Annotated in this window: 23 protein-coding genes and 3 tRNA genes; 16 read left to right on the top strand and 10 right to left on the bottom strand. The window is 54.3% G+C overall.

All coding sequences use genetic code 11. From position 1 onward, the window contains the following. The first annotated feature begins 18 nt into the window (after nucleotides 1-18). From MJ257_RS09445 to MJ257_RS09410, 8 genes are all read left to right on the top strand, one after another. Entirely contained in the window at nucleotides 19-870 is an 852-nt protein-coding gene (locus tag MJ257_RS09445; protein ID WP_240269014.1) for an ABC transporter ATP-binding protein, read from the top strand. Next, the gene (locus MJ257_RS09440) at nucleotides 833-1,939 is read left to right on the top strand and encodes an efflux RND transporter periplasmic adaptor subunit (protein WP_240269013.1); all 1,107 of its coding nucleotides are present in this window, start codon (nucleotides 833-835) and stop codon (nucleotides 1,937-1,939) included. The genes MJ257_RS09445 and MJ257_RS09440 overlap by 38 nt, the downstream gene beginning before the upstream one ends. Next, nucleotides 1,939-4,839: an ABC transporter permease gene (locus MJ257_RS09435; protein WP_240269012.1), complete on the top strand. Its 2,901-nt coding sequence runs from the start codon at nucleotides 1,939-1,941 to the stop codon at nucleotides 4,837-4,839. Before MJ257_RS09440 ends, MJ257_RS09435 begins: the two co-directional genes overlap by 1 nt. A 3-nt stretch (nucleotides 4,840-4,842) precedes the next feature. Beyond that, a complete protein-coding gene (locus MJ257_RS09430) occupies nucleotides 4,843-5,730 on the top strand; it encodes an ABC transporter ATP-binding protein (RefSeq protein ID WP_240269011.1) in 888 nt (295 codons plus the stop codon). Beyond that, entirely contained in the window at nucleotides 5,727-7,223 is a 1,497-nt protein-coding gene (locus tag MJ257_RS09425; protein WP_240269010.1) for an ABC transporter substrate-binding protein, read from the top strand. Before MJ257_RS09430 ends, MJ257_RS09425 begins: the two co-directional genes overlap by 4 nt. A 17-nt stretch (nucleotides 7,224-7,240) precedes the next feature. Then, complete coding sequence (locus MJ257_RS09420; protein WP_240269064.1) at nucleotides 7,241-7,531, top strand: hypothetical protein; 291 nt, start codon at nucleotides 7,241-7,243, stop codon at nucleotides 7,529-7,531. 60 nt (nucleotides 7,532-7,591) lie between these two features. After that, nucleotides 7,592-7,665: transfer RNA gene (locus MJ257_RS09415), tRNA-Met, on the top strand. Between the two features lie 13 nt (nucleotides 7,666-7,678). Continuing rightward, nucleotides 7,679-7,752: transfer RNA gene (locus tag MJ257_RS09410), tRNA-Ile, on the top strand. A 245-nt stretch (nucleotides 7,753-7,997) separates the two neighbouring features. Here the strand turns inward: MJ257_RS09410 and MJ257_RS24980 are convergent. The 5 genes from MJ257_RS24980 to MJ257_RS09390 form a co-directional block, all read right to left on the bottom strand. Beyond that, nucleotides 7,998-8,210, bottom strand: coding sequence for a DUF6199 family natural product biosynthesis protein (locus MJ257_RS24980; protein WP_333492540.1), 213 nt, complete (start codon nucleotides 8,208-8,210; stop codon nucleotides 7,998-8,000). Nucleotides 8,211-8,381: 171 nt separating this feature from the next. Then, nucleotides 8,382-9,236 (bottom strand): manganese catalase family protein, encoded by an 855-nt coding sequence (locus tag MJ257_RS09405; protein ID WP_240269009.1) that lies wholly within the window; start codon nucleotides 9,234-9,236, stop codon nucleotides 8,382-8,384. 110 nt (nucleotides 9,237-9,346) lie between these two features. Further along, a complete protein-coding gene (locus MJ257_RS09400; protein ID WP_240269058.1) occupies nucleotides 9,347-9,472 on the bottom strand; it encodes an aspartyl-phosphate phosphatase Spo0E family protein in 126 nt (41 codons plus the stop codon). Nucleotides 9,473-9,767: 295 nt separating this feature from the next. After that, nucleotides 9,768-10,430, bottom strand: coding sequence for an S-layer homology domain-containing protein (locus tag MJ257_RS09395; protein WP_240269008.1), 663 nt, complete (start codon nucleotides 10,428-10,430; stop codon nucleotides 9,768-9,770). A gap of 67 nt (nucleotides 10,431-10,497) precedes the next feature. Next, on the bottom strand, nucleotides 10,498-10,701 hold the full coding sequence (locus MJ257_RS09390; RefSeq protein ID WP_240269007.1) for a hypothetical protein: 204 nt from the start codon (nucleotides 10,699-10,701) through the stop codon (nucleotides 10,498-10,500). A gap of 162 nt (nucleotides 10,702-10,863) precedes the next feature. Here MJ257_RS09390 and MJ257_RS09385 point away from each other — a divergent pair. The 5 genes from MJ257_RS09385 (at nucleotide 10,864) to MJ257_RS09365 (ending at nucleotide 15,222) form a co-directional block, all read left to right on the top strand. Continuing rightward, nucleotides 10,864-10,949: transfer RNA gene (locus MJ257_RS09385), tRNA-Leu, on the top strand. A gap of 172 nt (nucleotides 10,950-11,121) precedes the next feature. After that, entirely contained in the window at nucleotides 11,122-13,398 is a 2,277-nt protein-coding gene (locus tag MJ257_RS09380) for an Ig-like domain-containing protein (protein ID WP_240269006.1), read from the top strand. Between the two features lie 136 nt (nucleotides 13,399-13,534). Then, nucleotides 13,535-14,440, top strand: coding sequence for a ComEC/Rec2 family competence protein (locus MJ257_RS09375; protein WP_240269005.1), 906 nt, complete (start codon nucleotides 13,535-13,537; stop codon nucleotides 14,438-14,440). Between the two features lie 2 nt (nucleotides 14,441-14,442). Further along, nucleotides 14,443-14,664 (top strand): DUF3006 domain-containing protein, encoded by a 222-nt coding sequence (locus MJ257_RS09370; RefSeq protein WP_240269004.1) that lies wholly within the window; start codon nucleotides 14,443-14,445, stop codon nucleotides 14,662-14,664. Between the two features lie 39 nt (nucleotides 14,665-14,703). Next, complete coding sequence (locus MJ257_RS09365) at nucleotides 14,704-15,222, top strand: DinB family protein (RefSeq protein WP_240269003.1); 519 nt, start codon at nucleotides 14,704-14,706, stop codon at nucleotides 15,220-15,222. Between the two features lie 83 nt (nucleotides 15,223-15,305). Here MJ257_RS09365 and manA read toward each other — a convergent pair whose 3' ends face one another. Both manA and MJ257_RS09355 read right to left on the bottom strand, forming a co-directional pair. Continuing rightward, nucleotides 15,306-16,253: a mannose-6-phosphate isomerase, class I gene (gene manA, locus MJ257_RS09360; protein ID WP_240269002.1), complete on the bottom strand. Its 948-nt coding sequence runs from the start codon at nucleotides 16,251-16,253 to the stop codon at nucleotides 15,306-15,308. A gap of 28 nt (nucleotides 16,254-16,281) precedes the next feature. Next, nucleotides 16,282-17,196 (bottom strand): ROK family protein, encoded by a 915-nt coding sequence (locus tag MJ257_RS09355; protein ID WP_240269001.1) that lies wholly within the window; start codon nucleotides 17,194-17,196, stop codon nucleotides 16,282-16,284. A 117-nt stretch (nucleotides 17,197-17,313) separates the two neighbouring features. On the opposite strand from MJ257_RS09355, the gene MJ257_RS09350 reads away from it, so the two are divergent. After that, a complete protein-coding gene (locus MJ257_RS09350) occupies nucleotides 17,314-18,339 on the top strand; it encodes a LacI family DNA-binding transcriptional regulator (RefSeq protein ID WP_240269000.1) in 1,026 nt (341 codons plus the stop codon). Between the two features lie 121 nt (nucleotides 18,340-18,460). On the opposite strand, the gene MJ257_RS09345 is transcribed toward MJ257_RS09350, so the two are convergent. Then, complete coding sequence (locus MJ257_RS09345) at nucleotides 18,461-19,078, bottom strand: superoxide dismutase (RefSeq protein ID WP_240268999.1); 618 nt, start codon at nucleotides 19,076-19,078, stop codon at nucleotides 18,461-18,463. 192 nt (nucleotides 19,079-19,270) lie between these two features. On the opposite strand from MJ257_RS09345, the gene MJ257_RS09340 reads away from it, so the two are divergent. Then, nucleotides 19,271-19,522, top strand: a complete 252-nt coding sequence (locus MJ257_RS09340; protein ID WP_178022993.1) for a YuzB family protein — start codon at nucleotides 19,271-19,273, stop codon at nucleotides 19,520-19,522. A 35-nt stretch (nucleotides 19,523-19,557) separates the two neighbouring features. On the opposite strand, the gene MJ257_RS09335 is transcribed toward MJ257_RS09340, so the two are convergent. After that, on the bottom strand, nucleotides 19,558-20,196 hold the full coding sequence (locus tag MJ257_RS09335; protein ID WP_240268998.1) for a helix-turn-helix transcriptional regulator: 639 nt from the start codon (nucleotides 20,194-20,196) through the stop codon (nucleotides 19,558-19,560). A 39-nt stretch (nucleotides 20,197-20,235) separates the two neighbouring features. After that, complete coding sequence (trhO, locus tag MJ257_RS09330; RefSeq protein WP_240268997.1) at nucleotides 20,236-21,129, bottom strand: oxygen-dependent tRNA uridine(34) hydroxylase TrhO; 894 nt, start codon at nucleotides 21,127-21,129, stop codon at nucleotides 20,236-20,238. Nucleotides 21,130-21,360: 231 nt separating this feature from the next. Between trhO and MJ257_RS09325 the strand changes: the two genes are divergently transcribed. Next, a complete protein-coding gene (locus MJ257_RS09325) occupies nucleotides 21,361-21,969 on the top strand; it encodes a phosphatase PAP2 family protein (protein ID WP_240268996.1) in 609 nt (202 codons plus the stop codon). Nucleotides 21,970-22,125 lie beyond the last annotated feature (156 nt).

Here is a 22,125-nt window from a genome sequence, read left to right as displayed (position 1 = left end):
ATGGGAGAACGATACACGATGATGCGATGGCTTCGCAAAACAGAAAAAGTCGAAGTTCCGTCCGGAACGGACGCTCCGGTCCCGGAGGCGGAAGCGGAAGCGGAAGCCGCTGCCGCTGCAGAGAAGACGGTCTCAGAAGATGCAGCCGTCGAGGCCATTGCAGTCCGTGCGCAAGAGGAGGAACCGGAGAAGGAGACCGGACCGATCTTGTCGGTCAAAGACGTTCGCCGTTCTTTTCCAGTCGGCGGAGGAGAGATCCAGGTTTTGAAAGGGATCGACATGGAAGTGCTTTCCGGCCAGCTGGTGATGCTCAAGGGGCGCTCCGGCTCGGGTAAAACGACGCTGCTCAATATGCTCGGCGGATTGGACCAGCCGACGTCGGGCGAAATATGGTTCCGCGGCCAGCCGCTGCATGAGCTGAACGACGACAATCGGACGCTGCTGCGCCGGGATCAGATCGGCTTTATTTTCCAAGCGTACGCCTTGCTTCCGCTGCTATCTGCCTGGGAGAACGTCGAGCTGTCGCTGCGAATGGCGGGCGTTCCGCCCCAGGAGTGGAAACGGCGCGTTACGCACTGCCTGGAGCTCGTCGGGCTGGGGAAACGAATGTTCCACCGCCCGTTCGAGCTGTCCGGCGGGGAACAGCAGCGGGTGGCGATCGCCAAAGCGATCGCTCACCGGCCCAAGCTGCTGCTGGCGGATGAGCCGACGGCCAATCTCGATTCGCAAATGGGAGCACAAGTCATGGCAGTATTCAAGAACATCATACAGACCGAACGCGTGACGATCTGTATGACTACACACGATCCTACAATCCTGGAGGTAGCGGACCATGTTTACGAAATGGTGGATGGCAAATTTATCGGGTAAAAGGGGGAAAGTTAGGCTGATTCGAACGCTGGGCATCTTGTCCGTATGCCTGGCTTTGGCGGCATCCACGGGCTGCGCCTTGCTGCCGAACGAAGAGGCGGAGGAGGACCTGCCCGTGATCACGCCGCCGACGATTTCGAAGAAGCCGGAGTACGAAGTGCGCACGGAGACGATCGAGATCAGCGTCAGCGCGGTCGGCAAGATCATGAGCCAGCGGGAGGAACCGTTATTTTTCACGGAAGATAATCTCCACGTCAAAGAAGTAATGGTCAAGGCGGGAGACAAGGTTAAGCAGGGCGACGCCCTGATTCAACTGGACGTTGAGGACCTGCAGAAGGACTTGCGCAAGAAGAAGCTGGAGTTCCGCAAACAGGAAATCTCCATGAAAGAGCTGCTTCGTACGAAGGACGAGAAGGACCCGATCGAGTTCGAGGAAGCCTCCATCGTCTTCGAGGAACAACGCCAAGCGCTGGAAGATTTGGAGAAAACGATTGCGGACGGAACTTTGCGAGCGCCGTTCTCCGGCACGGTGGTATCGGTCTCCGCCCAGAAAGGCGCCGCAATCAAAGCCTATGATACGGTAGCGGTGCTGTCCGATACGTCTTCGCTGGTGGTGGCGGCCCAGTTTGCCAAGGAGGATTTGGCGAAGGTAGCGGTCGGCATGAAAGCGAAGGTCGACATCAACGCGGCTGGCGTATTCGACGGTAAAGTGAAAGTGATGCCGGTCGATACCGGAAGTTCCGATAACGGAAACGGGAACGGCGGCGGCGGAGGTACTCCTCCGGAGAAAGATACGATCGATAAGTACCTGATCGTCCAACTGGACAAATGGCCCGAGGGAATCGAACGCGGCCGGCCGCTTAGCGTTTCGATCGTGACCCAACGTAAGGAAAATGCCGTATTGATTCCGATATCCGCCCTGCGGACCATCGGTTCGCGTACTTACGTCCAGGTCGTGGAGGAGGACGGCACGAAACGCGAAGCTGATGTTGAGGTGGGCATGCAAACCTCGACCGACGTGGAAATCGTTAAAGGACTCACGCCGGGACAGAAAGTAGTGGGTCGTTAATGGGAGTTCCTTTATTACGCTTGCTGTTCCGCAAAATGTGGAACACGAAATGGCTGACGTTGAGTACTTTATTAGGTCTGATCGTCGCCGTCTCGTTTACGGTCAGCATCCCGATGTATTCCGACGGGTCGTTGAAACGGGTCGTCGCGACCACGCTGAAAGCCGAAAGCGAAGGGCTTCCCGCAGGTTCGTTGATCATGAGCTACCAGGCGCCGGGCGGTACGAAGACGGATTCCGGCGCGCTTGCGGCGGTCAATCAATATATCGTGGACGAAGTGCCGGCAAAGATCGGCTTCCCCTACGACGCCTATGTCAATACACGGGCGATCCGCAGCACAGAGGTGTTCCCGGAGGATCCGACCAAAGTCGATGCGAGTCGGACTCGGACGATGTCGATCGTGTCCATGAGCGGTTTACAGGATCATGTCTCCATCTCCGGCGGCCAGCTGTATTCGGATCAGGCCGGCGGAGATACGCTTGAGGCTCTGATGCTGGAGGAGGCGATGTACCGCCAGGATCTGCACGTTGGGGACGTCATGGAGTATCCGGTGTACAGCGGCGTCGACGTAACGCTGAAAGTCAAGATCGTCGGCACCTTCCAGCCGGCTAACGAAAATGATCCGTATTGGTACCAAGGCTTTGAAGGAATGATGAACAACTTCTACGTCCCGGATCAAGTATTTAATGAAGACCTGCTGAATCGTTTGTCGATTCCGCTGCATAATTCCAGCTGGTATTACGCCTTTAATCTCGGCGAGATCAAAACGAGTCAGCTGTCGCCGCTGTCGGATACGCTGGAGCGGCTGAACGTGGAGTTGTACCAGAAGCTGAAAGACACGAAGGTGGACGTATCCTTCGGCAGTCTGTTGAATGATTTCCGCAAGCAAAGCCTGCAAATGCAGACGCTGCTGTTTACTCTGGCGGCACCGATGATTGCCATGGTGTTCTATTATATCGTCATGAACGCCCGCCAAGCGCTTGACAAGCAGCAGAGCGACATTGCCGTGCTTCGCAGCCGCGGGGCTTCCACGAAGCAGATCATTTTGATCTATTTATTTGAGAGCTTGATTCTTGGCGTGATTGCGTTGATCACGGGTCCTTTGCTCGGTTGGTTTATGTCCAAGAGCATCGGCTCCGCGGACGGTTTCCTGACTTTCGTGAACCGGAAATCCATACCGGTAGGATTTAACTTCGACGCCTTCGCATTAGGCGCGGCGGCGGTGATCATCGCCATCTTGGCAACGCTGCTGCCGGCCGTCTCGTTCGCCCGGTCCTCGATCGTCAAGACCAAACAGAAGCAAGCACGCTCCGATCGGGCGCCGTTCTGGCAACGCTGGTTTCTGGATATCGTTTTGATGGGGGTATCGGGTTACGGTTACTACTTGTTTAATCAACGGCAGATGCTGACGTTCCAGACCGGAATGACCACGGATGAGCTGCAGGTTCAGCCTTTCCTGTTCTTCGTTCCGGCGCTGGCGATCTTCTCGATCGGATTGTTCTTCCTGCGGGTGTTCCCATGGCTGCTGAAGCTGATCGGCTGGATCGGCAAAAAATGGCTTCCGGTTCCCTACTATTTAAGCTTGACGCAACTATCCAGGTCGTCTTCCTCTTATTATCCGCTGATGATTCTGCTCGTGTTGACGTTGGGGCTTGGCGTATATAACGCTTCCGCGGCCCGGACGATCGACCTGAACTCGACGGAGCGGACGCTGTACAAATACGGGGCTGACGTCATTATGCGGACGGTTTGGGAAGGCACGCCGGAGATTACCCGTCCTTCTCAAGGAGGCTCCGGCCAAGGTCAAGGCGGCGGTTCGGGAGCTCCGGGCGGCGGCGGGAACCCGGGCGGAGGTCCTGGAGGCGGGCCGGGCGGCGGAGGGCAAAATCCTACCCCGTCCAAAGTGATTTATTCCGAGCCTCCGTTCGAAATCTTCCGGAAGCTGGATGGGGTCGAACATGCGGCGCGCGTCCTGCAGACGAAGGGCAACATCATCGTCTCCGGCCGCTCGGCGGGCCAAGGCAACGTGATGGGGATCGACAACGTCGATTTTGCCAAAGTCGCCTGGTTCCGAAACGATTTGTTCCCGACGCATCCGTATAATTACCTGAACTTTCTGGGGATGAACGAAAGCGCGGCTTTGGTTCCGTCCTCGTTGGCGGAGAAGTACAAATTAAAGCCGGGCGACGTGTTTACCGTAGCCTTGGGCGAGCAAACGGTGGAATTTGCCGTTTACGGGATTTTGCCGTACTGGCCTAGTCAATATCCGGATCAAACGCCGTTTATTATCGCGAATTTGGATTATATCTACGACCAGGTTCCGCTTATTCCTTATGAGGTGTGGCTGAAAATGAAGCCGGGTGCCAAGGTTGCGCCGCTGATCACCAAACTGGCCGACGAAGGAATCGAGCTTTATTCGGTCGACGATGTGCGCAGCGAACTGGCGGCGCAGAGCAAGCACCCGACCCGGGGCGGGGTATTTGGGATTCTAAGTCTTGGATTCCTCGTTTCGGTGATCGTCTCGCTGATCGGGTACGTGCTTTACTGGTTTTTCAATTTGTCCGGCCGGGTCGTCCAGTTCGGGATTTTACGGGCCATGGGCTTATCCCGCAAACAATTGACGTTTATGCTGCTGGCCGAACAAATTTTGACGGCAGGCTTGTCGATCGTGCTGGGGATCGTCATCGGGAAAATCGCCGGCAAGCTGTACTTGCCGTTCCTGCAAACGGCGGATAACGTAACGACGCAAGTGCCGCCGTTCCGGATCGTGTTCGATAACCAGGACACGCTGCAGCTCTATGTCGTCGTGTTCGTGATGCTTCTGATGGGAGCCGGCTTGCTCTTCTGGCAAATCCGGCGCCTGCGCGTGCATCAGGCGGTAAAAATGGGAGAGGAGCGCTAAAGGATGATTCATTGCGAAGGACTTGTCAAGATTTTCAAATCCGAAGATATCGAAGTTGTGGCGCTCCAAGGCTTAAACTTGACCGTTGAACAAGGCGAGATGATGGCGATTATCGGCAACAGCGGCAGCGGCAAATCGACGCTGCTGAATATCCTTGGCGGGCTGGATCGCCCGTCGGCCGGCCAGGTTACCGTCGGGGGCTGGGATCTGCTCAAGATCCGCGATGACCAGTTGGTGGAATATAAGCGCAACACGGTCGGCTTCGTTTGGCAGAACAACGCCCGTAACCTGCTTCCCTACTTGACGGCACTGGAGAATGTGGAAATGCCGATGCTGCTCACCGGGAAGCTGGACCGGGCTTATGCGAGAGAACTGCTGGAGCGAGTCGGCTTAAAGGATCGGATGCATAACAAACTGCATCAACTCTCCGGCGGGGAGCAGCAGCGGGTCGCGATCGCCATCTCGCTATCGAACCGGCCGAAGCTGCTGTTGGCCGACGAGCCGACGGGTTCGGTGGACACGGCAACCTCCGATCAGATCATGCAGATCTTTCGCGAGGTAAACCGGGAGCTCGGAATCACGGTCGTCATCGTCACGCACGATTTGACGCTCGCCGGAAAGGTGGACCGCGTGGTCGCCATCCGCGACGGATTGACCAGCACCGAATTCCTGAAGCGCAATCCGAATCTGGATTTGGCAGCGGCGGAGCTCGGAGCCGGGGGCTTGCAGGAGGTTCACGAAGCTTTTGTCGTCGTCGACCGCGTCGGACGGCTGCAGGTTCCGAAGGAATATTTGGAATCCGTCGGGATCAACGGCCGGGCCAGCATGGAGTTCGACGGGGAGAAGATCATTATTACGGCACCTAAATCATTGGAGGGGGATCCATCATGAGGTTGAAAAAATTATTGTCCGTATCGCTGGCGGCGACGCTGGCGCTGGGCCTGTTGGCCGGCTGCAACGGCGGCAAGGCGGCAGAAACCGAGCAGGAGAAAGTGCTCCGTATCGGAGTACTGTACGGGGGTTATGACGATTCTTATTTCCGCCAACAGTATACCGACGTGTACGAATTCACGCACCAGAACATCCGCATCGAGGTGGTGCCAGCGATCGACCAGAGCCAATACCGTTACCAGGATAGCTCGCAGCCTTACGTACAGCCGGATTACCTGGATAGCATGAAAAAAATCATGACCGGCAGCAATCCGGTCGACGTCGTGGTAACCGATACGACGGTATTGAATCAGCTGATCAAGGAAAACATGGTCAAACAGCTGGATCCGATGATGCAAGAGGATAAATTCGATACGTCGGACTTCGTGCCGGCGGTGATTGACGGAATCAAGGATCTCGGGGAAGGCAGTCTGTACGCGTTAACGCCTTCGTTCTCTTCCTCTGCCTTGTACTATAACAAAAAGGTCTTTACGGATGCCGGCGTGGAGCCACCAACCGACAACATGACTTGGGACGATATCTTTAATTTGGCTCGCCGCGTGGCCAAAGGCGAAGGCAAGGACCGGGTGTACGGATTTTCGTTTAACCGGTACCAAGGAAGCGATCCGTTCTGGGATATGCAGAACAACTATGTAAGCGCGTTGCAACTCAAAACCTTTGACGACAAAGCGGAAACGATGACCGTGAATACGCCGCAATGGACCAAGGTTTGGGAGACGATCAGCAAGCTGGCCAAGGACAAAATCATTCCGGACAGCAACAGCGGCATGATGGACGGCACGGAATGGAACCCTGTCACGAGCGACTTCTTCCTGTCCGGCAAAGTGGCGATGACCATCGGCGAGAACTACTATGTAAATGAAATTACGGACGCCAACAACAACGCTTCGAAAATCAAAAACTTCAAACCCGTGGATTGGGATGTCGTTACCGTTCCGGTTCATCCTGAAAAACCAGGCGTCGGGGGTAACATCTGGCTGAGCAATACGTTTGCGATCAACAGCGCGGCTCCGAACGCCGAAACGGCCTGGGACTTCATTAAATTCATTAACGGCGAGGATTGGGCGAAGCTGAAATCCCGCAGCAACTCCTATGAAATGCTGGCTCGCAAAACGTATATCCAACCGAAAATGGGCTTGGATTACAACATTCAGGCGTTTTATATGTTGAAGCCGGCGCCGCCAACGGATCCGAAGCAGGATAAGCTGATGAGCGAAAAACCGGGACTTTACAGCGTGACCGACAGCGGACGCAAGTTCTTCCAAGAGGTGCTGGAGAACAAGAAAACGCCGGCAGAGGCGCTTAAAGAGTGGGAAGAAAAGGGCAACAAGATGCTGCAGGAGATTAAAAACAATCCGAAAACTCAGTTCCAGGAGGATGGCACGCCATTCGTTCCGCAGGAAGGGGCTGCAGCGGGCGGAATTAAAGGATAAGCCGCAGCATCAGGGATATGCAGAAATTACCAGATCAACAAAGGGTCGCCGGACGGAATCCGGCGGCTTTTTTTGTTAAGGTTGGGTATTCTATAGGCAAGGACAATATGCTCCAATTTACCGAAAGGATGGACGGAACAGTCATGCGTTGGGTCTATTTCAATAAATTGTACAGAACGAAATTCCAAGCCGGCTGCCTGGCTCGAAGATTGGAGCAAGACGGCTGGATCTACGGTTTCGACGACATGCGGCAAATCGAAATTTTCCGCTCCCGCAAGGGTAAATACGGCGTGCGTTTCATTCCATAACTTGCGGCTTGACGCGCCCTACGGGAATCGTGTATATTATTAATTGTCGCTATTTATTGACGCGGGGTGGAGCAGCCCGGTAGCTCGTCGGGCTCATAACCCGAAGGCCGCAGGTTCAAATCCTGCCCCCGCAATCCAAGTTTCTCCGGGCCCTTAGCTCAGTTGGTTAGAGCGGTCGGCTCATAACCGATTGGTCACAGGTTCGAGTCCTGTAGGGCCCATATGCGCGAAACCCCCTTGCCTAGCAAGGGGTTTTTGCTTTGTTCGGGGGTTGGCTTCAAACCTTTTCACGTTTTTCGGGAGGCAGAGCGATTCCTATTTATTCTTGACATGTTTGATCGGTCGCTGTCCGGCATGAAGGTAAATAGGAAAGAAATTTTATGTTGAAATTGATCAAAAAGGGATTATAAACGAGAATGGAATCAATCTGCACAGAGAGTTGCCTAACGATAAGGCCCATCCTGTATTACAGAAAAATCACTAGTGCAGCCCAGACTAGAAAATACCCTCCGATGATCAGAGATACGAACCCCCTGAATCTCATGGATTCCAGGTAGGATTCGCTGGGTTCGGCTTCCCCTCGAACTTTCCAAGCCTCATCCATCCGCCAGAAGACATCAGGTTTTCTGCGGACGAGGATCCCTAGTCCGATAAAAGCAATTGAGAAAATGACGAGCAAAAATCCGATGGTATTCCCCCCCCCTTAACTAAGTTGGTTCCATGATAAGATCGAAAATCGTTTCTATACCTATACGATTGAAAATCTTTGAAGTTCCCTTTTCCACGGTATGGTTCCCTTAACGTCGAAACGCCGCCTGATCCCCTTTTCCGGATCAAGCGGCGTTTCTGTTTAGGTGTTCAAATCGTGAAGCCCGGGGCTATGCTCGTTAGGCATTTCCGGCAGGAACGGGAGCGGGAAGCCCTCCGGCGGGGCAGTAACCTGGAGGGAGCCGCCGTTACGGCTGGGGGTTTGCCCGGTGAAGATCTCGCCAATACGCGTCGCATCCAGCCGGAAGTTGAATTGGGCATTATGGAAGCCCATGTCGACATATTTACGGCATTCCGGGTATTTGTTGATATCGTAATTCGGTACGGGAAACAGTTTGCCCCAATCGACCCCAAGCGTCTCCAGCGCTTTGGCAAAGGCGTTCTGATGCGCGTTATCCCGGACGATCAGGAAGGCCAGCGTTTCGCGGAACGTCTTGTTGGAGCTCATTTCGTAAATCCGCGTCTTTTGTAGGACCCCGGTGGATTCCAGCACGAGGTTGTCCAGCAGGTCGCTGATCAGGTTTCCATGGCTGTACACATAGTTGCCGTTCCAAGGATTTCCGGCGGCATCGACCGGCAGGGAGCTTTGAGCGCCCATAATGAAATGATGCGGGTTCGCGTGCTTAATGGCTTCGTCAAGCGGCGCCGCGTCCACGCCGGCGTTTCCGGGCATCGACTCGCCCGCGCCGGTAAGCAACTGGTTAATCGTATGCTGAACCAGTTCGACATGACTGATCTCCTCCAGAAAGACGCCGCGAATCAAATCGCGGTACTGCGTTGCCGTTCCCCGGAAGTTGTTGCTTTGGAAAAAAAACTGCATCATCGTTCGCATTTCGCCGAATCTTCCGCCTAGCGTTTCCTGAATGACTTTGGCTGCCGCTGGATCGGGTTGATCCGGGACGATGAGATTGATCAAATCCTCTTTATAAAAATACACGCCGGGTATCCCCTTCCTATTGTTTATTGTAGCGAATTGACTGTTTTTATTGTGGTTTTCCTTCGGGGATATTATCCAGAAAAAAGGAGCCGCTCCCGCGGCCCCCTGAATCATTTGGCTTGCTTTTGGATCACCAATCGATGGTATTCGTTGAGGAGTTCGTCCAGACGTTGGCTTACCATGACCAGTTCCCTATCGGCCAGACGTTTGCTTCCGGCGAGTCGATTTAGTTCCATCCGGAGCTCTTCAATTTTGAAGATAAGATCCAAGGCGAACAACTCCCAGAATTGAAGTATCTATTGTATACGTCCGCTGTGCACTGGCGACCGTCCTGCGGATCCCACTTTATATCTGTCCGCACCAGGCTAAAGTGGTATCTATACCTTCTATGTCCGTTTTTGTAAATCCTCCCTAAATCCTGAGATAAAATGCAAAAAACTGTCGATTCGGTGAAATTTATTAAATTTTAAAGTTTTTCGGAGACCAAAAAGGACCGCTGGGGGCGGTCCTTCCTCGGTGATCGATAGGCGATTACTGCTTATCCTGAGACGGAGCAGGGTGTGCAGCCAAGTATTCGACGGCATTGTAGGTCAGTACGGCGGCATCGGCACGGGTAATCGCATCGCCCGGATGGAATTGCTGGTTCGCGTCCAACTTGGCAATCCCCAGCACGAGCGCGCGCTGAACCGTTCCCTGATAAGAGATGTTGAGCTGGTCATCGTCGGCAAATTCGACCGGTTTGATATTGATCTTAGGCAAATCGCCATGCTTCTCCATCGCTAAAATCAGCTGATGGGTAAATTCCTCCCGCGTCATCGGCTTGTCCGGGTTCACAGCGGCATCCAGATCAAAACCGTTGTTTTGCGCAATTACGAATGCGGGGGCATACCAAGCATCATTCTTGACGTTGGAAAAATAGTCGTTTGCTCCTTTAGGGGCCTCCGTATTGAGCTCCAGGCCCAGCAGATTGACGATAAGCTGAACGCCTTGGCTGGTAGTCAAATGTTCGTCCGGCAGAAAACTGTCGGCTCCGACGCCGCGAACGATTCCTTTGGCTTGCAGGACGGAAATGCTGTCTTTGGCGACGGAATGGCTTACGTCTTTAAAAGTCCCTGCGGCCGCGAAGCTTTCTCCGGCAAGCGACAAACTCAGGATGGCGGCGGCGGACAACAGGGCTAGATTACGTTTGAACATGGGGTCATCACCTCGTCTTGTTATTTTTGACAACTACTAGACGAGGGCTTACAGAAAATGTTGCAAGCTAATCAAAAGATTTACCAAATGGGATGATTCGCGTCACGTGGTTGATTTCGTCGAGCCGAACCCATACGGCCCCTTCCGTCGTGCGCAATTGTACCTTGTCCGGAGCGGAACCCCACTTGGGCAGACCGGTCATCATTTGACCGTCATGCAGTTGAACGACCACCTGATGGCCGAGGGTTACCGCCATTTTTAACTCGTGCATGAAACCAAACCTCATCTCTCCTGATATTCAAGCCGATTAACGCTACAACTAACTTACCATAAATCCCAATCGAATAGTTTATCGGATAGGGACGGTCTGGATTTTTGGTTGAATTTGATTTTGATTCTGTATATAATCATAAATACGGGATTTTTATGATGTGCCGGGGTGGCGGAATAGGCAGACGCACAGGACTTAAAATCCTGCGGTTGGTGACAACCGTACCGGTTCGAGCCCGGTCCTCGGCATCCCTAACGGAAAGAGCGTATTCGATAGACGAATGCGCTCTTTTTTTATAGGCCAAAGGGATTATTTTCGCCAAAAAACATTAAGAAAATTCTACCAAATGTCGATATAAAACGCAGAGGGCTGGAAAATGGTTCCGGTAAATTCAGCAATGAGGATAAAGGAGAGAAATCGATGACTGCTAACAGGAAAATGACGTATTGGATGCTCGTCTTGACGCTGCTCCTTTCGGTAATGGTTCCGACGGGCGTGTTTGCGGCAACCGGGGACATCAAAGGCATTGCGATCGAGGGACAAGATACGACCATTGAATTGGGCGTTGGCAAGACGAAACAGCTTAAAGTTAACGGTTCCAAAGAAGGATCAACTGAGAAAATAGATATGACCACTACAGTAAATTGGTCCTCATCCGATGCTAGTGTTGTGAGGGTTGAAAACGGATTAGTAACAGCGCTGAAAAGCGGAACGGCCAGCGTTACTGCTTCTTATAACAAGGGTGATGTCGGGTCCGTGTCGTCGATCACCATTAAAGTAACGGATACCTACACTGCGTTAACCTTGGATTACAAACTGGACGGGAAATATAGCCTGGACAGCTCCGCATCGGATCTAACCGTTACGGCCAAGGCGAAGGTGGACAATACGTCGATTGAACCGAAGGATGTGACGGCTGACGCGGAATGGACCTCCTCCAATGCGGGCGTACTGACCATTGAGAAGGGCCAGATTACGATAACCGGTTCGGGGGAAGCCACGATCACGGCCAAATATGCCGGGCTGACCGCTTCTTTTAAAGCGAAGGTAACTTCGCCGTACTCCGGTTTGAAATTGTATCAAAAGATTGGAGAAACCGAAACTGAGATTCAGGAGAACGAAGACCTGGAGCTCATCAAGGATGACAAGGAAGTGAACCTTCGGGTCAAAACGGTGTTGGCCAGCAATTCGAACGCCACAAACGACGTATCGGACAAAGCAACCTGGGCTTCTACGGATAACGGTGTAGCTACCGTCGAAGACGGTACCGTCAAAATTGTATCGGTGGGGAAAGCGACGATTACGGCGACGTATCTTGGCGAACAGGCTAAGGTCGACATTTATGTGCGCGCACCATATGAAGCGATCCTGCTGACGCCATCCGGCGATCAAACGATGTTTATCAACGAGACGTTGGCGATGGATGCCGGCGTGAGAGTCAAAGCGAATGAAACGCAGGACATCAGCGAGGATGCTGAATGGTCTTCTTCCAATAAACTGATCGCCACCGTGGATGACAAGGGCGTCATTTCGGCCAAAGCAGCGGGGACGACGACGATTAAAGCCAGCTACCAAGGCGTAAGCAAGAGCTTCAAATTGACGGTATACCCTTCGGTTACCAAGCTTGAAGCCGAGAAAGATCAGCTGGACGTCTACCTGGGGGGATCGGCCAGCTTGCCGAAGGTGACGGGCACGAAGCTGGACGGAGAAACCATCGATCTCAGCAATGAAATCACTTGGACCTCAAGTCAAGAGAACATCGCGGTCGTGGAGGACGGGAAAATCGTCGCGAAGGATTTGGATGACACGTTAGTGTCCGCCGAGGTTACGCTGACCGGGAAGCTGTCCGATGCCGGAGCGGGGCTGACGCCAAACGCGAACTTCCCGATTCGGGGAACGACGGTTGAGGTCAAAGTGAGCGTGAAGGAGAAGGTGTTGACCCTGCTCGCCTCTGAAGATTCGATGAGCATCGTCATCGGGGCGGAAACCGCCCTGCCGCAGATCACGGCCGTTTACGAGAACGGGGTGGAGCAAACGAATCCGACCGGCGTGGAATGGACCGTATCGGGTTCCAATGCGGTACTGAAGACGACGGCGGACGGGAAGAAGATCAAGGGGCTTAGCAAGGGCTCGGCTACGCTGAAGGGAACTTACGAGAACAAGACCGTCAGCCTTTCCGTCACCATCGAACCGAAAATCACCAAAATCGTCGTGGAGCCGCAATCGATCGAGTTGAATATCAAAAAATCGAAATCGATCAAAGTGACCGGCTATTACGTGGACGGGAAGAAGGTAACCCTTTCTTCCAAAATGGGCTGGGTATCCTCCGATGAGAAAGTCGTTACGGTGTCCTCGTCTTCGGTGAAGGCCGTTGCCGAGGGGACGGCGACGTTGACCGGCTCTTATCAGGGCCAAACGGTCACCGTGAAGGTGAACGTCATTCCGAAGCTGACGAAGCTGGAAGTCAGCGAGAAAAAACTGCAGCTAGCCCCGGGATCGGCCAAAACACTCGTGCTCACGGCAACCTACGATACCGGCAAGGTAGCCACCGTGACCGGCAGCGCCACGTGGTCCAGCTCGAAGACCAGCGTTGCCACCGTGACGGCCGGCAAGATCGAAGCGGTCGCGAAAGGCTCGGCTTCGATCAAAGCGCAATACGGCGGCAAGTCCGTGACGGTCAGCGTTTCGGTAAAATAAGGATATTGGCGTTCAAGGAGTCTGCCTTCGCGAAGGCAGGCTCTTTTTTTTGTGCGAGTTAGCAAGTTTTGGTTGATTTTAGGCCCGGGCATCCCCTATAATTGGAACAAATGTTCTGGGAAGAGGACTATCATCTATGAGTAGACAGAAGACACGATGGACGGTTGTTTGCGTATTTGTGGCATGGTTGTGCGTCTTGATTTCGGGCTGCGCCCCGGAGGGATGGGAGGAAGCCTTGCGGCAACCTTCCGAGAACGCGTCATTGGCTTCCGAAACGAAGGGGGACAGCCGGCTCCGCGTCATTTTTCTGGATGTCGGACAAGGCGCTTCACAGCTGCTGATCAGCCCGTCCGGGCATACGATGCTGATCGATGCCGGTAACAATGACCGGGAGGAGGAGATGTTGGGTTATTTGCAGGCGTATGGGGTACGTCGCTTGGATCTCGTGATCGGGACGCATCCGGATGCGGATCATATCGGCGGGTTGGACCGGGTAATCGACCGATTGGACGTTGGCGAGGTGTATATGCCGAAGATCCAGTCCAATACGAAAACGTTCGAGTCGTTGCTGAATTCCATTCGCAGCAAAGGGCTGAAGGTCAAGACCGCCAAAGCGGGTTTGGAGCCAGCCTGGGACGAGCAGATCCAGGTGAAGATGCTGGCCCCAGTGACGGCGACCGACGACAGCAACAATATGAGTGCCGTCGTCAAGGTAACCTATGGCAGTACCTCCTTTCTGTTAACCGGGGATGCGGAAGCCGAAAGCGAACGGGCGATGCTCGAATCGGGGGCGAATCTGCGCGCCGATGTTCTGCTGGTTGGGCACCACGGCTCGAAGTCGTCGACCACGGCAAAGTTCCTGAATGCGGTGAAACCGATGTACGCCGTGATCCAAGTGGGCGATAATTCCTACGGGCATCCGACGAAGACGATCCTGGACCGGCTGGCTAAGCGGCAGGTGGAGGTGTACCGCAACGATTTGAAGGGGACGGTGGAGATCGCGAGCGATGGCAAGGGGTACCAAATCACGACGGAGAGGTAAGGATGGGCATGATCCATATCGTGGAAGGCTTTGAAGGTGAATTATGCATCCTGGAGTCAGACGGGAGCACCCGTCATGTTCCGCGTTCTCAGGTCGATCCCACGGCCAAAACGGGAGACGTCGTGGAATGGGACGGCGGGAAATGGGTCCCCAACCTGCGGGAAACCGAACGGAGGACCCGCCAAATCCGCGCTTTAATGGAAGAAGTGTGGGAAGAAGAGTAGCGTTCCATTCATACAATCTACCTGAGGAGGAATGAGGAGATGTTGATTAAACCGCAGCCAGGGGAATACGGAGAACATTTCGAGCCTTACATCAATAGGGTACCCGACGGCGATTTGCTTGCTATTCTGGAGGCGCAGACCAAGCTTCTCCGCGAAGAATGGGCCGGAGTCAGTGAAGCACAGGCCAATTACCGGTACGCCGAAGGAAAATGGAGCGTCAAAGAAGTACTGGGGCACATGGCGGATACGGAGCGGATTATGAGCTACCGTTTGCTGAGGATCGCCCGCGGCGATACAACGCCGCTTCCGGGGTTCGATGAGGAGTTGTTCGCTCGTCATGCCGGGTTTGACCGGTTGTCGTTAGAAGAGCTGCTGCGCGGCTTCGAGATTGTGCGGGAGTCGACGCTGGCGTTGGCTCGCCAGTTGGACGACGCCGCATGGGCCCGTATGGGAACCGCCGCCGGCGGACCGGCCTCTGCCCGCGCCTTCGCCTACATTATCGCGGGGCATGCGGAGCATCATGCGCGAATTTTGCGGGAACGGTATACGCAGGCTTAATAAGGCGGACGAACGCAACGCAAAAACGGACGGGAACAGCCATCCTGAGGATGACTGCTTCCGTCCGTTTATTTTGGTTCGAATTACTCGTGGGACATGATCATTTCGAGCTCCCCGCTTAAGCGGTAAGGCCCAAAGCCGACCGGCAGGATAAAATGCTCGCCCTTGGCCAGCTCGTAGCTGTGGCCGTCTGCCGTCAACGTACCGCTGCCTGCAAGCACGCTGAAAATCGTATATTTATCGTTCGCGGCCACTTCGGTTTCGGCGCCGGTAACATTCCATTTTTCCACCGTAAAGAAGGAATTGGAGACGAAGGAGGTGACCGTCAGGCCGCCTTTCTGCGTGGTTTCGTATGAAACCGGTACATAGGCTTGCGGTACGGTGGTGACGTCGATTGCTTTCTCCAAATGCAGCTCGCGGGTGTTGCCGTTCTTGTCACGGCGGTCATAGTCATATACGCGGTAGGTCGTATCCGAGCTTTGCTGCGTTTCAAGCACCACGATGCCTTTGCCAAGCGCATGCAGCGTGCCGCTAGGGACATAGAAGAAGTCGCCCGGTTTAACCGGCACTTTGGTCAGGAATTGGTCCCACTCGCCGTTCTCGATCATCGAGACGAGCTCTTCTTTCGTTTTCGCTTCATGGCCGTAAATGATCACGGCACCGGGTTCGGCATCCACGATGTACCAGCATTCGGTTTTGCCGAGCTCGCCGTTTTCGTGTTGGCCGGCATAGGCGTCGTCCGGGTGCACCTGCACTGACAGATCGTCGGAAGCGTCGAGAATTTTCGTCAGCAGCGGGAATACCTTGGATGAGGAGCGGAACAGTTCAGGATGCGAGGTCCACAAATCGCCCAGCTTCGTGCCTTGGTACGACCCGTTCTTCACGATGCTCTGTCCGTTGGGATGCGCGGATACGGCCCAGCATTCGCCGGTATGGTCATTCGGGATGTCGTAGCCGAACAGGTCTTTTAGCTTCGTTCCCCCCCAAATACGCTCTTGGAAAATCGGCTGCAAAAAAATCGGTTCATTCATGGTTATCGGACTCCTTTATCTCTATGGATCAGTATGGAATATGAACTAATGCGGCGGCGCCGATCAAGCCAGCGTCTTGATGAAGGGCGGCGGGAACGATCGGCGTTTGCCGGCCCGAAGGGTTCAGCGCATACTTGGACACGTACTCCCGCACGGCCTCAAACATCGGAGCGCCAACCTGGGAGACGCCGCCGCCGATGACCAGCTTCTCCGGATCAAACGTATTGATCAGGGTTACGCAACCTACGCCGATATTTTCAAATACCTTGGCGACAAGCTCCTGAATTGAAGTATGCCCGGCTGCCGCCAGATCAAAAGCTTCTTTCGAGGAAACTTCCCGGCTGAGCAGGGCCGAGGCTTGTCTCGCGACCGCCGTGCCGGAGGCCACGTATTCCCAGCACCCTTTCTGTCCGCACACGCAGGTGCCGGCGGAAGGGTCAACGACGAAATGCCCGACGTCGCCGGCATTGCCGGAAGCTCCGGTGATCAGCTTGCCGTGGGAGTAGATCCCGGCGCCGATGCCCGTGCTGATCGTCACGAACACGAAGTGTTCGGCATCCTTGGCGGCCCCAAGCCATTTTTCGGCCAGGGCGGCAGCGGTAGCATCGTTCTCGAGCCGGATTTGCAAGCTGAAATAACGTGCCAGCGAGGCGACGACGGGGAAGTTCCACCAGCTTCGCAAATTCGGCGGCTCGGCGATTTTTCCTTCCTTTGTATTCAACGGGCCTGGAGCTCCGACCCCGATTCCTATAAGTTCGGCTTGATGCACGCCTTGTGCGGCGAGGATGTCCTGGATCGCGGCAGCCATCCGGTCGACCATGATGTCCGGCGCCACCGTCTGGTCCGTCGGCAGGGAGACCTTCGCTCGAACCTCGCCATCCGCGCTAACCAGCCCGATGGCGGTTTTCGTGCCGCCGATGTCGATACCTATTGCATAACTCAACGTTCATTCCTCCTGTGGAAGTGTAGAAATCTTCGTAGCTTGACAAACTTGACAAAACTAGTATTTGTAAAGTAGGATGTAGGCTAAGTGTAGCATGTTTCGAAAGGAATGAAAAGAATGGGCCGCAAAAAGAAAATCTCCATGCAGGATATCGCCGACCAACTCCATATTTCCAAAAATGCGGTGTCCCTGGCGCTGATGAACAAAAAGGGCGTCAGCGAGGAGATGCGCCGTCTCGTGCAACAAACCGCCCGGGAGATGGGGTACGGTCCCTACGCGCCCCAGGAGAGCGGAAAGGCAAATATCCTGGTGCTCGTTCCCGAACGGATCATGAGCTATCAGGATAATGATCATTTTCAATTTTTCCACGACATGATTTGGGGTTTGGAACGAAGTGCACGCAAAAAAGGCTTAAACGCCGTCATTACCCCGCTCGACCGGGAGACGGAAACCGCGCGGTCGCTGCCGGGACCGTTCGCCGACATTCCGTACCGGGGCGTGATACTGTTCGGCATCGCCGAACGGGCCTATGCGGAGCGCATTTGGGAGCTGGATACGCCGCTTGTGCTGATGGATTCCTATTACCGCGATCTGCCTTGTCCGGCCGTCACCTCGGCCAATTTGGAGGGGGCCTATGCGGCCGTCTCGCATTTGATTGCGGCCGGTCACCGGCGAATCGGGTTTATCGGGCCGACGAACCTGTCGACCAGTCACGAGGAGCGCTGGTTCGGGTACGAGAAAGCGATGAAGGAGCAGGGGCTGGAGATCCGGGGAGCGGATTGCTTGACGACCTCCCAAGGGTATGACTGTACCACGGCGGAGATGGCGGCTTTTCTGGATGGGCTTGGCGAATGGCCGACGGCGTTTTTTTGCGGGAATGATCGAATTGCTTATTTGCTTGCCGGACTGTTGAAGGAAAGAAACAAGCGCATGCCGGAGGACGTCTCCATCGCCGGGTTTGATGATTTACCTTACGTGAACGGGGAAGGGTTAAATATGACGACGATGCGGGTGGAGAAGGAGCGCATGTGCGATGCGGCGATCAGCCTGCTGTTGTCGGAGCTTGGCCGTACCCGGGAAGCGATCCATTGGCAGGTCGAGCCGACGCTGGTGGTGCGCGATTCGGTCGCCCGAAAGGCGTAAGGTGCGAAGAACGGCGGTCGTGGAGTTTCGAGCGGATCAAAAAGGGTGTCCCCAGGAGCCGGCAAGCCGGTCCATCGGGACACCCTTTGTATAGATGCAGGCGCTTAGCCTGCATTCCTGCTTATTTGTTCAATGCTGCTTCGTAACGTTTCTCCACTTCGGACCAGTTGATCACGTTGAAGAAAGCGGCGATGTAGTCAGGACGTTTGTTTTGGTATTTCAGGTAATAAGCGTGCTCCCATACGTCCAGACCAAGGATCGGCGTTTTGCCTTCCATGATTGGGGAGTCTTGGTTTGGCAAGCTGTATACGGACAATTTGCCGTTGCCGTCCACGGCCAGGAAGGCCCAACCGCTGCCGAAACGAGTCGTCGCCGCTTTGCTGAAGTCTTCCTTAAACTTGTCGAAGCCGCCCAGTTCGCTGTTGATGGCATCAGCCAGCTTGCCGGAAGGTTGGCCGCCGCCGTTCGGGCCGATCGTTTCCCAGAACAAGGAGTGGTTGGCGTGGCCGCCGCCGTTGTTGCGAACTGCGGTACGGATGCTTTCCGGTACGCTGTCCAGATCGGCGATCAGTTCTTCCACGGATTTGGATTGCAGTTCCGGAGCGGATTCCAGAGCTGCGTTCAGGTTCGTTACGTACGTATTATGGTGACGATCATGGTGAATCATCATCGTTGTTTCATCGATATGAGGCTCAAGCGCGTTGTTCGGGTAAGGCAATGCAGGCAATTGATGTGCCATTTCGAATCAATCCTTTCTTCTCCGATATGTAATAGTAATTCCGACAAATCTAATTATAAATCTGCACCTCGCCTTAGTCAACATAAATGTATGTTAAGTATGTTAAATCGTTCGAAGCATTGACAAATGGATTCACGATCCTCATAATGATGGTTCAAGCAGAGTAAGTCATAGTTTGGGGTGAGAGACGTCATGGGGTTGGGCATCGTCATCGTCGAGGTATGCGACAGCAACCTGATGAGTGCGCTTGAACTGGAGAAGCTGGAAGAGGACTATCCCGAAATCGCCGTGATGCGCCAGGACTGTCTTAGTTTATGCGGCTTATGTAAGCTTAGACCGTACGCGCTGGTGAATGGCAAACGGGTCGCCGCCAAAACGACGGAGGAGTGCATTCGGCTCGTCAAGCAAGCCATCGAAGACGAATTAAGCGTCTATGACATATAACCAGCAAAAAAGCAGCCCTTGGGCTGCTTTTTCTGTTATTGCCGGTTGCGCTGGCGGATCACATATACGCATTTCTTGCCTTGCTGGGCCAAGCATTCCGTGCGCTCCACGTCAGCGTCCAGCAGCGATTCGAACAAATTGAGCTCGCAGTCGCAGGCATGGTTGTAGCGGTTGGCGATTTGCGAGATCGGGCAGTTATGCTCCATAAGCACGTATTCGCCGCCGTCGGTTTGCTGGAGCTCGGTCATATAGCCGTTGTCGTTTTGGATTTCCGAGAGCGTCCGCACTTTGTCGTTTAGCGTTTTGCCTTGCATGTCAGCCATGTATTTGCGGCTGAGCTTCTCCTTGCGGCGGTCGAACAGGCGGTCAACCATGTCTTCGCCGCTTTCCTCGGCCAGTTCGTCCAGCAGGTCCAGCGTAAGCGAATGGTATTTTTTCGGAAAAAGCCCCTCGGCCAGGTCGGTTAATCCATACACCGCCGTTGGCCGTCCCGGCGTTTGCCGGATCATTTTCGACTCGATTAGTCCGTCGCGCTCCATGGTGCCGAGATGCCGGCGCACGGCCATTTCCGTGATCTGCAGCTCCGTCGTGAGTTCCTTAGCGCTAAGAGGTCCAGCGGTTTTCATCAGATGAAGAATCCGCTCGCGGGTAGAAAGATCTTTGTTCGCGTTCATGCGTGACACTCCCTCTCGGGTGATAGGTTCCGGCGGTCCTTAGCTTTGCGGGACGGCGAGGGCCGCCTCCCGGCAGGTTTCCGAACAGAAGCCGTGATGCTCGTCTTCGCAATCCTCGCAGCATACGTACTGCAGGTTGCAGACGGGGCAATTGATATATCGGTCGTGCGTCGTGTCGCAGTGATGGCAGCTGCCGATCACGACGTCTTCCTCCGTCCGGTTGATCGGCACGGAGATCCGCTCGTCGAAGACGTAGCATTTACCGTCAAACAGACGTCCGTTCACCTGCGGATCTTTGCCGTAAGTGACGATTCCGCCCTCCAGTTGAGCAACGTCGCTGAAACCTTCATTCAGCAGGAAGCCGGTCAGCTTCTCGCAGCGGATACCCCCGGTGCAATAAGTCAGAATTTTCTTATCCTTGTGCTCGCTCAGGTTCTGCCGAATCCATTCCGGAAACTCGCGGAAGGAGTCGATATCCGGCCGAATCGCTCCGCGAAAATGGCCGATGTCGTATTCGTAATCGTTGCGCCCGTCCAGTACGATCACGTCGTCCTGCTGCAGCTGCTCGTAAAACTCGACGGGGGAGAGGCGTATGCCGCTAATGACGTTCGGGTCCAGTTCCTCCTCGTAGCGGAAGGTGACCAGCTCTTTTTTATGGCGAACGAACATCTTCTTGAACGTATGGGCGTTGGCTTCGTCAATCTTGAACACGATGTCGGCGAACAGCGGATTGGCTCTGAGATCGTTCATATACTTCTCGGTCTGCTCCACCGTGCCGGACAACGTCCCGTTGATGCCTTCGGCAGCAATCAGGATCCGTCCCTTGAGCCCCAGTTCTTTGCAGTACTGCAGATGCTCGGCGGTAAAGGCGGCGGGATCCTCGATCCGGACAAACTTATAAAATAATAATACGCGGTAGGCGTGTTGTTCCATTATTTAAATCACCTATCTATTCTATGTTGAATTCTACTGCATTGTAGTCCAAGGTTCCTAACTTAGTCAATATATAAGTATAGTAAGTATATTATTGCGGGTCTAGCGGATATTCTTTCCTTGCGGAGCCGAGAACGAATTAAATTTGAAATAAAAGGGTTGCCGAAAAATCCGGTTTCCCGGTAAAATATTCTGGATTCGGGCTAACGTTTGGGGAGAGGGGAGCTTCTTTTGAAAAAATGGATATGGCCGATTTTGCTTGCCGTCTTGTTTGCGGTGCTGGGCGGGCTGATAAATACGGAGGGACTGCGCTCAATCGATCGCGCCATCGGAGATTTCTTCTTCGGGCTGCGGAACGACAGCTTGACTCCAGTGGTGAAAGGGATCTCCGAGTTGGGAACGACGACCGGATTCGTTGTGGTGCTTCTGATTACCCTGATCTGGACGCTGGTGTTTTTGCGAAACGGTCGGTACGCGGTTTGGCTGACGATCAGCCTGATTGGCGGGTGGCTGCTCAACAAACTGCTAAAAGCCTTGTACACCCGTGAGCGTCCTGACTTGTGGGAGAGCCTTGTCGTACCGGACGGGTATAGCTTTCCCAGCGGAAACGCGATGATCTCCGCCGCTCTCTTCGGGCTGATCGCGCTGCTGCTGTTTCGTTCCGGGAAGGCGGGGAACCGTGTTTGGGCAGCCATCGTGTTGCTGATCCTATTGCTGATCGGGGTCAGCCGCTTGTATTTAGGCGTGCATTACGCCAGCGATATCGTCGGCGGCCTTCTGGCGGGCGCGGCGATCGCCGAGATTTGCTCTTGGGGTGCCGTACGCCGGAGCAACCAATAAAGAAGAAGGCCCTCCATCCGGAGGGCCTTCAATCGTTTATGAAGTCATTACGCCGTGCGTTTCGCGTTCAGCGGTTGTTTCGGCGCCGGGGTTTGCGTTCCGGCATCCTTCTTATGGAACAGCTTGCGGAGGTAAGGAAGCACGAAGTAGTCGAGG

Source organism: Paenibacillus timonensis, assembly GCF_022427145.1.
GTDB classification, from domain to species: Bacteria; Bacillota; Bacilli; order Paenibacillales; family Paenibacillaceae; genus Fontibacillus; species Fontibacillus timonensis.
The sequence above is the reverse complement of the archived record's forward strand: the minus strand, read 5'-3'. Positions and strand labels throughout refer to the sequence as shown.

What these genes read in the sequence shown, in the direction of transcription:
- MJ257_RS09365 (WP_240269003.1), top strand. Translation starts at nt 14,704, where the DNA reads ATGTTGATTAAACCGCAGCCAGGGGAATACGGAGAACATTTCGAGCCT.
- MJ257_RS09440 (WP_240269013.1), top strand. Translation starts at nt 833, where the DNA reads ATGTTTACGAAATGGTGGATGGCAAATTTATCGGGTAAAAGGGGGAAA.
- MJ257_RS09370 (WP_240269004.1), top strand. Translation starts at nt 14,443, where the DNA reads ATGGGCATGATCCATATCGTGGAAGGCTTTGAAGGTGAATTATGCATC.
- MJ257_RS09445 (WP_240269014.1), top strand. Translation starts at nt 19, where the DNA reads ATGATGCGATGGCTTCGCAAAACAGAAAAAGTCGAAGTTCCGTCCGGA.
- MJ257_RS09375 (WP_240269005.1), top strand. Translation starts at nt 13,535, where the DNA reads ATGAGTAGACAGAAGACACGATGGACGGTTGTTTGCGTATTTGTGGCA.
- MJ257_RS09420 (WP_240269064.1), top strand. Translation starts at nt 7,241, where the DNA reads ATGCAGAAATTACCAGATCAACAAAGGGTCGCCGGACGGAATCCGGCG.
- MJ257_RS09435 (WP_240269012.1), top strand. Translation starts at nt 1,939, where the DNA reads ATGGGAGTTCCTTTATTACGCTTGCTGTTCCGCAAAATGTGGAACACG.
- MJ257_RS09390 (WP_240269007.1), bottom strand. Translation starts at nt 10,701, where the DNA reads ATGCACGAGTTAAAAATGGCGGTAACCCTCGGCCATCAGGTGGTCGTT.
- MJ257_RS09345 (WP_240268999.1), bottom strand. Translation starts at nt 19,078, where the DNA reads ATGGCACATCAATTGCCTGCATTGCCTTACCCGAACAACGCGCTTGAG.
- MJ257_RS09400 (WP_240269058.1), bottom strand. Translation starts at nt 9,472, where the DNA reads ATGGAACTAAATCGACTCGCCGGAAGCAAACGTCTGGCCGATAGGGAA.
- MJ257_RS09340 (WP_178022993.1), top strand. Translation starts at nt 19,271, where the DNA reads ATGGGGTTGGGCATCGTCATCGTCGAGGTATGCGACAGCAACCTGATG.
- trhO (WP_240268997.1), bottom strand. Translation starts at nt 21,129, where the DNA reads ATGGAACAACACGCCTACCGCGTATTATTATTTTATAAGTTTGTCCGG.
- MJ257_RS09350 (WP_240269000.1), top strand. Translation starts at nt 17,314, where the DNA reads ATGGGCCGCAAAAAGAAAATCTCCATGCAGGATATCGCCGACCAACTC.
- MJ257_RS09430 (WP_240269011.1), top strand. Translation starts at nt 4,843, where the DNA reads ATGATTCATTGCGAAGGACTTGTCAAGATTTTCAAATCCGAAGATATC.
- MJ257_RS09335 (WP_240268998.1), bottom strand. Translation starts at nt 20,196, where the DNA reads ATGAACGCGAACAAAGATCTTTCTACCCGCGAGCGGATTCTTCATCTG.
- MJ257_RS09380 (WP_240269006.1), top strand. Translation starts at nt 11,122, where the DNA reads ATGACTGCTAACAGGAAAATGACGTATTGGATGCTCGTCTTGACGCTG.
- MJ257_RS09425 (WP_240269010.1), top strand. Translation starts at nt 5,727, where the DNA reads ATGAGGTTGAAAAAATTATTGTCCGTATCGCTGGCGGCGACGCTGGCG.
- manA (WP_240269002.1), bottom strand. Translation starts at nt 16,253, where the DNA reads ATGAATGAACCGATTTTTTTGCAGCCGATTTTCCAAGAGCGTATTTGG.
- MJ257_RS09395 (WP_240269008.1), bottom strand. Translation starts at nt 10,430, where the DNA reads ATGTTCAAACGTAATCTAGCCCTGTTGTCCGCCGCCGCCATCCTGAGT.